Origin of the sequence: Sulfitobacter sp. BSw21498, assembly GCF_006064855.1 — a bacterium.
In the GTDB taxonomy this organism is placed as follows: domain Bacteria; phylum Pseudomonadota; class Alphaproteobacteria; order Rhodobacterales; family Rhodobacteraceae; genus Sulfitobacter.
Genome location: NZ_CP040753.1, coordinates 2,246,392 through 2,258,837, shown reverse-complemented (window position 1 = coordinate 2,258,837; position 12,446 = coordinate 2,246,392). Strand labels below are relative to the sequence as shown.

The 12,446-nt window shown below is 60.9% G+C and carries 10 protein-coding genes; 5 read left to right on the top strand and 5 right to left on the bottom strand.

Annotated features, from left to right (window positions below; translation table 11 throughout):
• Positions 1-80 precede the first annotated feature (80 nt).
• On the bottom strand, positions 81-1,097 hold the full coding sequence (trpS, locus tag E5180_RS10935) for a tryptophan--tRNA ligase (protein WP_138924403.1): 1,017 nt from the start codon (positions 1,095-1,097) through the stop codon (positions 81-83).
• 75 nt (positions 1,098-1,172) lie between these two features.
• Here trpS and E5180_RS10930 point away from each other — a divergent pair, with 75 nt between their 5' ends.
• Positions 1,173-1,859 carry a rhomboid family intramembrane serine protease gene (locus tag E5180_RS10930; protein ID WP_138924402.1) on the top strand — a complete coding sequence of 229 codons (687 nt, stop codon included), beginning with the start codon at positions 1,173-1,175 and terminating at the stop codon, positions 1,857-1,859.
• Between the two features lie 74 nt (positions 1,860-1,933).
• Here the strand turns inward: E5180_RS10930 and murJ are convergent, their stop codons facing one another.
• The 3 genes from murJ to E5180_RS10915 form a co-directional block, all read right to left on the bottom strand.
• Positions 1,934-3,526, bottom strand: a complete 1,593-nt coding sequence (gene murJ, locus E5180_RS10925) for a murein biosynthesis integral membrane protein MurJ (RefSeq protein WP_138924401.1) — start codon at positions 3,524-3,526, stop codon at positions 1,934-1,936.
• A 107-nt stretch (positions 3,527-3,633) separates the two neighbouring features.
• Positions 3,634-6,417: a [protein-PII] uridylyltransferase gene (locus E5180_RS10920; protein ID WP_138924400.1), complete on the bottom strand. Its 2,784-nt coding sequence runs from the start codon at positions 6,415-6,417 to the stop codon at positions 3,634-3,636.
• Positions 6,418-6,430: 13 nt separating this feature from the next.
• Positions 6,431-7,615, bottom strand: a complete 1,185-nt coding sequence (locus tag E5180_RS10915) for a penicillin-binding protein activator (protein ID WP_138924399.1) — start codon at positions 7,613-7,615, stop codon at positions 6,431-6,433.
• A gap of 89 nt (positions 7,616-7,704) precedes the next feature.
• On the opposite strand from E5180_RS10915, the gene rsmI reads away from it, so the two are divergent.
• Genes rsmI through E5180_RS10895 form a run of 4 tightly spaced genes read left to right on the top strand, consistent with a single transcriptional unit; the run spans position 7,705 to position 10,864 of the window.
• Positions 7,705-8,565 (top strand): 16S rRNA (cytidine(1402)-2'-O)-methyltransferase, encoded by an 861-nt coding sequence (gene rsmI, locus E5180_RS10910; protein WP_138924398.1) that lies wholly within the window; start codon positions 7,705-7,707, stop codon positions 8,563-8,565.
• A 1-nt stretch (position 8,566) separates the two neighbouring features.
• The gene (locus E5180_RS10905) at positions 8,567-8,956 is read left to right on the top strand and encodes a YraN family protein (RefSeq protein ID WP_138924397.1); all 390 of its coding nucleotides are present in this window, start codon (positions 8,567-8,569) and stop codon (positions 8,954-8,956) included.
• A 58-nt stretch (positions 8,957-9,014) separates the two neighbouring features.
• A complete protein-coding gene (gshB, locus tag E5180_RS10900) occupies positions 9,015-9,950 on the top strand; it encodes a glutathione synthase (protein WP_138924396.1) in 936 nt (311 codons plus the stop codon).
• Positions 9,947-10,864, top strand: coding sequence for an alpha/beta hydrolase (locus E5180_RS10895; protein WP_138924395.1), 918 nt, complete (start codon positions 9,947-9,949; stop codon positions 10,862-10,864). The genes gshB and E5180_RS10895 overlap by 4 nt, the downstream gene beginning before the upstream one ends.
• On the opposite strand, the gene E5180_RS10890 is transcribed toward E5180_RS10895, so the two are convergent.
• Positions 10,830-12,344 (bottom strand): YifB family Mg chelatase-like AAA ATPase, encoded by a 1,515-nt coding sequence (locus tag E5180_RS10890; RefSeq protein WP_138924394.1) that lies wholly within the window; start codon positions 12,342-12,344, stop codon positions 10,830-10,832. The two genes, E5180_RS10895 and E5180_RS10890, sit on opposite strands and share 35 nt — an antisense overlap.
• Between the last annotated feature and the right edge of the window lie 102 nt (positions 12,345-12,446).

Here is a 12,446-nt window from a genome sequence, read left to right as displayed (position 1 = left end):
GGGTGAAGGGCAGGGGCGTAAGCCGGCTGCCCTAATCAGAGGGGAGCTGGCTTAGGGGGTTTGGGTCCGCCCCTGCGTTTTCAGCCTACCATGCCCACGATCTCGTAGGTTTTCTTGAGGATCGGTGCAGTGATCTCGCGTGCTTGGGTCGCGCCGTGGGCGAGGATGCGGTCGATCTCGGCTGTGTCGGCCATCAGGCGCGACATTTCCTGGGTGATCGGGCCCATTTTCGATACGGCCAGTTCGGCCAGCGCGGGCTTGAATGTGCCAAATTGCTGGCCGCCCACATCGGCCAGAACCTGTTCAACGCTCTGGTCGTTCAGGGCGGCAAAGATGTTCACCAGATTGCGTGCTTCCGGGCGGTCCTTGAGGCCGTCGACTTCGGAAGGGAGTGCATCCGCATCGGTCTTGGCTTTGCGGATTTTCTTGGCAATCGTATCGGCGTCATCGGTCAGGTTGATGCGGCTGGCATCCGAGGGGTCGGATTTCGACATCTTCTTGGACCCGTCGCGCAGGGACATGACGCGGGTTGCGGCCCCTTCGATAACCGGTTCGGTCAGCGGGAAGAAATCGACCCCGTAGTCATGGTTGAACTTGGCTGCAATATCGCGCGTCAGTTCAAGGTGTTGCTTCTGATCCTCGCCAACAGGCACATGGGTCGCGTGATAGATCAGGATGTCGGCGGCCATCAGCGCTGGATAGGCGAGCAACCCCAGCGAGGCGGCCTCGGCGTTCTTGCCGGCCTTGTCTTTCCACTGGGTCATGCGCCCCATCCAGCCCATGCGCGCCACGCAGTTAAAGATCCACGCCAACTGCGCGTGCTCTGGCACCTGGCTTTGGTTGATCAGGATGGATTTATTGGGGTCGATGCCCGACGCGATGAAACCGGCGCAAAGCTCGCGGGTGCTCTTTTTGAGGTCCGCCGGATTCTGCCAGACGGTGATCGCATGCATATCGACCATGCAGTAGATCGACTGAACCCCCTGGGTCTGCGCATCGGCGAAACGTTTTAGCGCGCCCAGGTAGTTTCCAAGATGCAAATCGCCCGACGGCTGGATGCCGGAAAACACACGCGGGGTGAAAGTGGTGTCGGTCATTGGATGCTCCGATAAGGCTGGAAACTACGGCCAGATGGGCTTACCCATGCGCACCATGCCCGTCAAGGAGGCCCTATGGAAGACCCAGATTTTCACCCCCCCGTGAACCCGATGCCTGCAACCGTAACGCTGCTTTTTCTGGCGCTGGCGGGGATAGAGATCGTGCTGTCGCTGGCCGAGGCCGGGATCGTCGGCGGCCCTGCGGCGGTGGGCTGGCGTCTGGCGTTGATCCGCGACTACGGGTTCTCGGGCGATGTATTCGATTGGATGGTTGCGAATATGCAATTCCCCCTGCGCGAACTGTCGCGCGCGGCCAGCTACAGTTTCATCCATCTGGGGTTCACCCATGCGATCTTTGCCTGCGTGCTGCTGCTGGCGCTTGGCAAGATGGTGGCCGAGGCAATGGGGCAGGTGGCGTTTCTGGCGATTTTCTTTGTCTCGGGCATCTTTGGCGCGGTGGTTTATGCGCTGGTGCTTGATGATCCGGTCTGGTTGGTCGGGGCCTACCCGTCGGTCTATGGGCTGATTGGTGGCTATTCCTTTGTCATGTGGCGCAAGCTGGCGGGGCAAGGGGAACAGCAATATCGCGCGTTTTCACTGATTGCCGTGCTGATGGGGCTGCAGCTGATCTGGGGCGTGTTCTTTGACGCGGGCACGCAGTGGCTGGCAGAGCTTTTGGGCTTTGTCTGCGGCTTTGCACTTTGCTTTGTTTTTGCGCCGGGCGAATGGGGCAAGCTGCGGGACCGTATCCGGCACCGTTAAGGCATGTCGCAGGGGCGGAAAGGGGGCCAGCCCCCTGACCCCCGGGATTTACGTCCATTTGGAAGTAGGCTGGGTCAGCCGCGTTTGAGGGCGCGTTTGAATTCGCCGAGCTTGAATGCGCCGATCAGTTGGCCTGTGCCGAAATAGCTGATGGCGGCGAGGGCGATCAGTATCAAGAGGGCAATACCGCGCCACCAGGGTTCGGCGATCATGGGCTGCAGCGCCAGATTGCCGATCCACAGTGTGCCGCCCATGACTGCCGAAGCTGCCATGATCCGCCAGATACGTCTATGGAACCGCGCGTCGAATTTTGCGGCCAGCCCGAAGCCGCGTGCGCCATAGGCCAGCAGGCCAAACATCGCCCACCCTGCCAGTGTCGTCGCGATGGCAGGGGCGATCCAGCCGATGACGGGGCTGAGACCGACGGCCACCACCACGTTCACCACCATCGCCACCACAGCAAAGTAGAACGGGCGGCGGGTGTCTTCGCGCGCGTAATATAGTGGTTGCAGGATTTTTTGCAGAACGAAGGCAGGCAGGCCAAGGCCATAGATCGCCACGGCAATGGCAATCGCAGCCGCGTCATCCGTGGTTGTTGCCCCGCGTTGGAACAGCACCGTTGCCAGTGTGAACGGCATCACCATCAGCGCAACGGCAGAGGGGATGGTCAACGCCAGTGACACTTCGGCAGCGCGGCTGATCTGCGTGTGCGATCCCTGTTCGTCCCCCGCTTTGAGCCGCCGCGACAAGTCGGGCAGCAATACCACGCCAATCGCAATCCCAACCACGCCCAAGGGCAGCTGGTAGAGCCGGTCTGCATAGTTGAGCCACGCCACAGCGCCTTCGTAGAAGCTGGCGACCTGACGGCCCACCAGCAGGTTGATCTGCATGACCCCGCCCGCCAAGGCTGCGGGTGCGGCGATGATGGCGAGCCGTTTGAGTTCGGGTGTCAGGCGCGGGCGGCGGCTGAAGCCCAGCGTGAAACCTGCGCGTTTCGCCGCCCACCAGACCAGCGCCAGTTGCGCGATCCCCGCGAGCGGGACAGACAGCGCCAGCGTATCGCCGATTTGCAGCCCAAGCGCCTTGTCGATGCCCATGCCGATCGCCTCTGAACCGTCGCGGCCAAGGGCGGCCCCGATCAGCACTGCAATGATGAAAACGATGTTCAGTACCACAGGGGCCGCTGCCGCTGCCATAAATCGCCCCGTTGCGTTCAGCACGCCCGACACGAGGGCGGCAAGGGAGATGAACAAGATGTAGGGGAAGGCCAGACGCCCGTATTCGACCGCCAGATCAAACCGTTCGTCGCCCGCAAAGCCCGAGGCCATCAACAACACCAGCCCCGGCATCGCGACGATCCCGATGATGGTGAACAGGGTCAGAATGAACGCCATCCCGACAAAGGCGTCCTGCGCGAACTTTTCGGGGTCGTCACCGCTTTCGAGCTTTTTCGAGAACATCGGCACAAACGCCATGTTGAACGCGCCTTCGGCGAAGAAGCGGCGGAACATGTTGGGGAGGGAAAAGGCGACCAGAAACGCCTCGGCTGCGGGGCCGGACCCAAGATAGCCGGCAATCATCACATCGCGCACGAACCCCATCACGCGGCTGAGAAGGGTCCAGATCCCGACGGTAAAGAAGCCGGACATAAGGCGGATAGGTTTCATGGTGATGTTGCCCCGTAACTGCGGTGCAAATGGCCTAGCCGTTGGCGAAGCGCGGCGCAATCAGGGAAATGCGGACAGCCCTCGCGTGCTGCATGAAAGCGCCGATGTCAGTCCTGCGCCCGTGCCACGCCGTCAATGATCGCCGCGCGCAAGCGTTTCTCGAGCGTCTTTTGCTTGCTTTCGCTATAGTATTTCAGGCCGAACATGTCCTTTACATAGAAGGTATCGACCACCTGTTCGCCATAGGTCGCGATCACTGCATTGGCGATATAGACGTTGGATTCAGACAGCGACCGGGTGAGATCATAGAGCAGGCCGGGACGGTCGCGGGTGTCGACCTCGATGATCGTGTAGATTTCCGACCCGTCGTTATCAAAGGTGATATGCGTCGGGACCTTGAACACCTTTTCGCGTTTTTTCACCTTGTCGCGCGATTTTAGCGCATCACGGGCCAGAATTTCACCCTTGAGCGTCTTGGAGATCATCTGCCGCAGGCGCGGCAGGCGCGAGACGTCATAGGGGTTGCCGTCGGCGTCCTGTATCCAGAATGCATCGGTCACCCAGCCGTCTTTGGTGGTGTAGCTGCGGGCATCGACGACATTGGCCCCGACAAGGGCCAGCGCACCTGCAAGCCGTGCAAAAATGCCCGGATGGTCCGCCATGACAAAGCAGGCGCGGGTGGCGTCGCGGTCGTCATCAGGGTGCAGGTCGATACGGATTTCACCATCCTGAATGTCGCGCAGCTGTTCGGCGAACACGACCTGCGATGCTGTATGAAGCCCCTGCCAATAGGGCGGGTAGTGGCGCGCGGTTTCAGCCTGAATGTCTTTGCGTGGCCAATGGGCGAGCGCGGCACGCAGCGCCTTTTTAGCTCCTGCGCCACGGTTCTCGCGATTCAGGTCTTCGAGTCCGGTTTCAAGTGCCCGCTTGGTCTGGCGGTACAATCCACGGATCAACACGGCTTTCCAGTTGTTCCACGTGTTCGGTCCCACGCCCCGGATATCGCAGACGGTAAGCACACACAGCAGATCAAGCCGCTTGACGGTTTGCACGGCCTTGGCAAAGTCCCGCACCGTACGTGGGTCAGAGATATCGCGTTTCTGCGCCATATCCGACATCAGCAAATGATAGCGCACCAGCCATTCCACGGTGTCGACCTCTGCCTTGTTGAGGCCAAGACGGGGGGCAATCTTGCGGGCCATTTGGGCACCAAGAATCGAATGGTCCTCGGGGCGGCCCTTGGCAATATCATGGAGCAGCAGCGCGACGTAGATCACCTTGCGGTTCACACCATGCTTGAGGATCGACGAGGCGACGGGCAAGTCTTCTTCCAGCTCGCCCTTTTCAATCAGGGCAAGGTTGGTGATGCATTGGATCGTGTGTTCGTCGACGGTGTAGCTGTGGTACATGTTGAACTGCATCATCGCCACGATGGGTTCGAATTCGGGGATAAAGGCCGACAGCACCCCCAGTTCGTTCATCCGGCGCAGTCCGCGTTCGGGATTGCCGTGTTTCAGCATCAGATCCAGAAAGATCCGCCGCGCCTCTGGTGTGTTGCGCATGTCTTCGTCGATCAGCGCCAAGTTCGATTTGACCAGACGCATGGCGTCGGGGTGGATCAGCATACCGGTGCGCAGCGCTTCTTCGAAGATGCGCAGCAGGTTCAGCTTGTCGCTGATGAACGCTTGGCCATCGGTGACAGCCAGACGCCCGCCCACGACCTCGTAACCATCGCGCAGCTTGGGACGGCGGCGAAAGATACGCTCCAGCAAGGGTTCGGCCTTAACATGCAGGGCTTCGAGCTTGGTCAGGAAGATGCGCGTCAGCTCGCCAACTTCAGTGGCGTGGCGGAAATAGGCTTGCATGAACACTTCGACGCCGCGGCGACCGCGGGTGTCGCGGTATCCCATGGCCTCGGCCACGGCGACCTGCATGTCAAAGGTCAACTGCTCTGTCGCGCGTCCCGAGAGCAGGTGCAAATGCCCCCGTACCGCCCAAAGAAAATTCTCGGCGGCGACGAATGTTTTGAACTCTTCTTCCAGAAATACGCCGCGGTCGACGAGATCGGCGGCGTTTTCGACGCTATAGATGTGTTTCGCGATCCAGAACAGCGATTGCAGATCGCGCAAGCCCCCCTTGGCCTCTTTGACGTTGGGTTCGACGACATAGCGCAGACCCTGCTTGCGGTGCCGCGCGTCGCGCTCTTCCAGCTTGGCCTCGATAAAGCTGCGGCCGGTGCCTGCAAACAGATCGGTCTTGAGCGTTTCGTCAAGATTCTGCGCCAGCGCGGTATCTGCAGCGATAAACCGGTGTTCCAGCAAAGCGGTCTGAATGGTGAAATCTTCGCGCCCAAGGGTCACGCAATCGCGGATGGTGCGCGTTGAATGCCCGACCTTTAGCTTCAGATCCCACAGCATATAGAGCATGGATTCGATCAGCTTTTCAGTGCGCTGACTGGGGGTTTGAGGGATGAGGAACAGCAGGTCCACATCGGAAAAAGGTGCCATCTCACCGCGGCCATAGCCGCCGACGCCGATCACCGCGAGCCTGTCGTTGGGTCCAGGCGCCTCTAGCGGGTGCAGCCGCTGGCCGGCGATCTGCAGGGTGGTGCGAACAAGCTGATCGGTCAGATAGCAATAGGCCGAGGTCATTGGCCGCGCATTGAACGGCGATGCTGCAAAGGCGCGCGCGATTTCCGCGCGCCCGTTTTTCTGCGCGTCCTGAAGCACTGCAACAGCAGCCGCCTGGATCTCTGTCGGGTCGCTCAGCCCGTCCAGGGCTGCGCTCAGCGCGGCAGAGACGGCAGCTTCGTCAAAGATACGTGTCGGGGTGCTGATCAGGTGACGCGCGGTGGCCTCACCTGATTGTGCTGGTGCAACAAGGGGTTTCACGTACGGAGGTCCCTTAGAAACCGGCCCCGCCAAAGGCCTGGGGCGCGGGGCTGACGATAACGACGCGCTTGTCGCGGATCGTGGCGACGGCGAGACCGCGTTCAGCCGTGCCATCGGACATCAGACGGAACACGCCGTTGGCCCCACGGAAGCCCGCGCCCTGCGTCAGACGCCGCGCGGACAGCGCATCGGATTTACCGGATTTCGCCAAGGCCCCTACGGCTGCGATCCCGTCAAAGGCAAGCCCTGCAACCGGGCTAGGCGTGTTGCCGTAGGCCGCTTTGTAGCGCTGCGTAAAGGCGCTTGTGGCACCAGGGTCTGGCATTGCGAACCAGCCGCCTTGAACACCCGGCAACGCCAGTGTTTGCGGAGGGATGTCCCAGCGTGTCAGGCCGATGTACTGTGTGGTGGCGCCGTTGATGCCGGCTTCTGGCAGCAGTTCGGCAAACAGTGGCAGCGCGCTGGCCGAGGACGTCGTGAGGAAGATCGCATTGGCACCGTTGGTATCAATGGCAGCTTTTACACGGGGTATGGCAGCGGTCACAGCGGTTTGGCTAAGGGCGTAATCGACGGTACCGGCAGAGGTCGCCCCATTTGCTGCGATCGCCCTGAGGATCGCATCACGGCCCAGCTGGCCCGCAAGATCCTGGCCATGCAGCACGAGGATCCGGTCCTTGCCGTTGGTCTTAGCATAACGCACCAGTCGGTTTGATGTATCGTTAAAGTTTTGGCCCAGTACAAAGACGTTACCGCCCGCGATGCTGGGGTTGTTCGAGAACGACAGGACATTCACACCCTGTGCCGCAACCGCGTTGCCTGCGGCATTCGCTGCCTCACCGTAAAGCGGGCCCAGAATGATCTGCGCACCATCCGTCACGGCCTGCGCCGCCGTGGTGCCTGCCGTGGCAGCATTACCGCCGGTACCATAGACCCGAAGATCGATTTGCACGCCGGCCAGATCGCGGATCGCCAGACGCGCGGCGTTCTCAAGCTCTTGCGCCAGCAGATTATCTGCCGCCGATCCGCCCCGCGGGATCAGCAAGGCCACCGGAATAGGTTTGGTAGTATCCACTTTGGGGCCTTTGGCCCCGTTTACATTGGACATCCCCACAGGCTCGCACGCGGCGAGCGCTAAGGCGATAAGGGGCAGAATCAAAAGCCTCAGTGGCTTGCGAAGGATGTTGAAAACAGCGATCATAACAGTGTCACTCCATTGGTGGCAGGTCGGCGGCAATGGCCCCGGGCACATATGCACCGATCATAGAGAGTGCGAAAGGCGGGTCCAGCTTGAATTACCAAAAGATTCCCCTTGCGGCGGGGCTTTATTTTGTCGGGGTGCCCATTGGCACTGCCCGCGACATCACCTTGCGGGCGCTGGACGTATTGGCCTCGGCCGATGTGCTGGCCGCCGAGGACACGCGCAGCCTGCGTAAGTTGATGGATATCCACGGAGTCCCATTGAACGGGCGCAGAATCATTGCGTTGCACGACCACTCTGGCAGCGGCGTGCAGGACAAGCTCGTGGCCGCGATACGCGATGGGCAATCTGTCGCCTATGCGTCTGAAGCAGGGATGCCGCTGATTGCTGATCCGGGGTTCGAACTGTCGCGTACCGCAGGCGAGGCGGGCGTGATGCTGACCTGTGCGCCGGGCCCTTCGGCGGTGCTCACGGCGCTCGCATTGGCAGGTTTGCCGACCGATGCGTTCTTTTTCGCAGGCTTCCTGCCGAATGCGAAAGGGGCACGGCTGACGGCACTGCAAAAGTTGAAAGAGGTGCAAGGCACGCTGGTATTTTACGAATCACCCAAACGCGTCGGGGCTATGCTGCGGGACGCGGCACAGGCGCTTGGCGGGGAACGCCCCGCTGCTGTATGCCGCGAGCTGACCAAGAAATTCGAGGAAATTCAGCGCGGTACCCTTGATGAGCTGACCGAGCGCTACAGCGGCAAATCCCCCAAAGGTGAAATCGTGGTGCTGATTGATCGCGGGCGTTTACCGTCTGTTAGTGAAATTGATTTAACCTCTGACCTTGCGAACGCATTGGAAACAAATTCGATGCGCGATGCCGTCGATATGGTGGCGCAGGCATACGACGTGCCGCGCCGTCAGGTGTATCAGGCGGCGTTGGAATTGGGGAAAGATACGTAAGATGACCAAAACATTGGCGACACTGGCGAAATCTGTTCAAGGGGCGGTGTCCTATCACGCGGGCCGCGCGGCCGAGCTTCAGGTCGCGCAGGATTATCGTCGGCGCGGTTTTGCACTGGCCCACGAACGCTGGCGCGGTAAGGCGGGTGAAATTGATCTGATCCTGCGCGACGGCGACGGGATCATCTTTGTCGAGGTCAAGAAAAGCAAAAGCCATGACAGCGCCCTACAGCGTTTGAACCGGAAACAGATGCGCCGTATCTATCGCTCTGCCGAAGAATTCATCGGCGGCGAACCCAAAGGCGCGCTGACGGACGTACGGTTCGACGTGGCTTTGGTCGATCAAACCGGTGACCTGCGCATCCTTGAAAACGCCTTCGGGCACGACTGACCCATTGCACCCCACGCCCTGCTGCTCCATCTAAAGAGGAACAACAGGGAGACCCCTTATGAAAATCGCCTTTCAGATGGACCCGATCGGGGACGTGAACATTAACGCGGACAGCAGCTTTCGTCTCGCAGAGGAGGCGCAGGCCCGCGGGCATACGCTTTTCTACTACACCCCCGACCATCTCGCCTATCAAGAGGGGCGCATCACGGCGCGGGGCCATGACCTGACTGTACAGCGTGTGCAAGGTGACCATGCCACGCTGGGTCCCGAGCGCGAAGTCGATCTGGCAGATTTCGACGTGGTCTGGCTGCGCCAAGACCCGCCCTTCGACATGCACTACATCACCTCTACGCATTTGCTGGACCGTCTCAAAGACACAACGCTGGTGGTGAATGACCCGTTCTGGGTGCGCAACTATCCCGAAAAACTAATGGTGCTGGATTTCCCGCAGCTCACCCCGCCCACGACCATTGCCCGCGATCTGGACACGATCAAAGCGTTCAAAGCCAAGCACAAAGACGTCATCCTCAAGCCGCTGTATGGCAATGGCGGTGCGGGTGTCTTCCGTTTGGATGCGAATGACCGAAATCTGAGCTCACTGCATGAACTGTTCAGCGGTTTCTCGCGCGAGCCGTTGATTGTGCAGAAATTCCTGCCCGCCGTGTCCAAGGGCGATAAACGTGTGATCCTCGTCGATGGTGAACCCGTCGGTGCGATCAACCGTGTCCCGGCAGAGGGTGAAACACGGTCAAACATGCATGTCGGGGGCCGTCCTGAAAAGGTGGGCCTGACAGAGCGCGACCTGGAAATCTGTGCCGCAATCGGGCCGTTGCTGCGTGAAAAGGGTCAGATTTTTGTCGGCATCGATGTGATCGGTGACTATCTGACAGAGATCAACGTGACCTCCCCCACCGGTATCCAAGAGCTTGAACGGTTCGACGGCACCAACATCGCCGGTAAAATCTGGGAAGCAATCGAGCGCAAACGCGCATGAGCCTGCTGCGCCCTCTGCTGAACAGCTATTTGCGTTTGGTAGAGAAGCGCAAGCTGGCGCGGACGCGCGACGTTCACAAGATCCGGCGTGATTTCGCCAGAACCGCGCGGCTGCTGTTTCGGGCGCCGCGCGGCACGCAGATCACGCGCAGCCGTTTGACCGGCGCGGGCGAGGTTCTGCGGGTATCCCCGGCACAGACGCGATCAGATCTGGTCCTCTTTTACATCCATGGCGGTGGTTTTGTCTTCGGCAGCCCCGATACCCACAGTGCCATGCTGGGCGCATTGGCGCAGCGACTTGGCGCGGCGGCGGTGCTGCCCTATTATCGTCTTGCCCCCGAAGCAGCATTCCCCGCCGCGATCGAAGATGTCGCCGCGGCCTATCAGGCGGTGCTGGACAGCGGCGTGGCTGCGCACAACATCATCCTCGGTGGCGACAGCGCGGGGGGCGCGCTGGCGTTCAATCTGCTGAGCCGTTTGTGCGCTGACGCAGGTCCCTTGCCGCGTGCGCTGTTTGCTTTTTCACCATTGACCGATTTCCTGCACGAGGGGGCCAGCTTTCGCGAGAACGCGGCGCGAGAGGCCGTTTTGCCGGCGGCGCAGGCCGGTCTTATGGCAGAGATGTATCTGGCGGGGGCAAACCCGAGCGACCCTGCCGTCAGCCCGCTGCGCGCTGATTATCGCGGTGCGCCGCCAGTCTGGATCACAGTCGGCTCGACCGAAATCCTGCGTGATGACGCGCGACGCATGTCGACGTATCTACAGGATCAATCGGTTCACGTGACGTTGGTTGAAGAACATGATCTTCCCCATGTCTGGCCGATTTTTCACAACGCTCTGCCAGAGGCGCGGGACACGCTGGATGCGCTGGCACAGTGGATCAAGAAAGTGACATCGACGGCAGACGAAAACTGAGCGCTTCGGCAAGATGCGGTTTGCGCACATCGGTAGCACCTTCTAGATCCGCGATGGTGCGCGCGACGCGCAAGACCCTGTGATACCCTCGGGCGGAGAGGTGAAACCGCTCTGCCGCGCGCGACAGCAGTGCGCGGGCCTCTGTGTCAGGTGTGGCAATCTGTTCGAGCAGACCCCCTTCGGCATCGGCGTTTAATGTCGCGGTGGGATGTCCGGCAAACCGGTCGTGCTGGCGACAACGCGCGGCAAGTACACGCTGGGCCACGTCGGCCGATCCTTCGGCGCTGGGGGGCAGTTCCAGATCCGTATACCCCACGGGTGGTACATCAATCCGCAGATCAAACCTGTCGCGTAGGGGGCCGGACACGCGGCTCATATAATCCTCGCCACAGGCAGGTGCTTTGCTGCAGGCGCGGGCCGGATCGCTGAGGTAGCCGCATTTGCAGGGGTTGGCTGCGGCCACGAGCATGAATTTGCACGGGTATTTCACATGCGCATTGGCGCGGGCGATCATCACCTCGCCCGTCTCAACCGGTTGGCGCAGGGTTTCAAGTACGGTGCGGGGGAATTCAGGGAATTCGTCCATAAACAACACGCCATTATGCGCCAGACTGACCTCTCCGGGTTTGGCGAGACGGCCACCGCCGATGATCGCCGCCATAGACGCTGTGTGATGCGGTTCGCGAAAGGGCCGCACGCGCGAGATGCCACCATCGTCCATCAGCCCCGCCAGCGAATGGATCATAGAGGTGCTAAGCGCCTCTTGTGGGGTGAGCGGGGGCAGGATCGAGGGCAACCGCGCCGCCAGCATGGATTTGCCCGATCCGGGGGTGCCGACGAACATCAGATGATGTCGCCCCGCCGCCGCGATTTCAAGCGCACGTTTGGCGCGTTCCTGCCCTTTGACATCGCGCAGGTCGTGACGGCTGGGGCTTTGTGTCACCTCGCCCGGCGTGGCCGCGGGGAGGGGGGACTGTCCGGTAAAGTGACGCACGACCGCGCCGAGGCTCGGAGCAGCGATCACCTGTGCATTGCCCACCCAAGCGGCTTCGGCCCCGGAGGCGGCGGGGCAGAGCAGGCTGCGCCCGTTTTCTGCAGCTGCCATCGCAGCGGGCAGCGCGCCGATCACAGGGATCAGGCTGCCGTCCAGTGCCAGTTCGCCTAAAGCCACGGTGCTTTGGATCACATCCTGCGGAAGGATATCGATCGCCCCCAACAACGCCAGCGCGATGGGCAGGTCAAAATGGCTGCCCTCTTTGGGGAGGTCGGCAGGGCTGAGGTTGATTGTGATCCGTTTGCTGGGCAAGGCAATCGCCATCGCGCCAAGGGCGGCGCGCACCCTTTCACGTGCTTCTGACACCGCTTTGTCGGGCAGGCCCACGATCGAAAATGCAGGCATTCCAGCGGACAGCGCGCATTGCACCTCGACGATGCGCGCGTCGATGCCTTGGAATGCGACCGTATATGCCCGTGCGACCATTGTTCCCCTGCTGTCCTTTAATGCCTTCAGGGGTAGGGCGGGGGTGTTTAAGAAACGTTAACGGATGCGGAAACCGGAGGATTTGAATTTATTTGGCAAAAT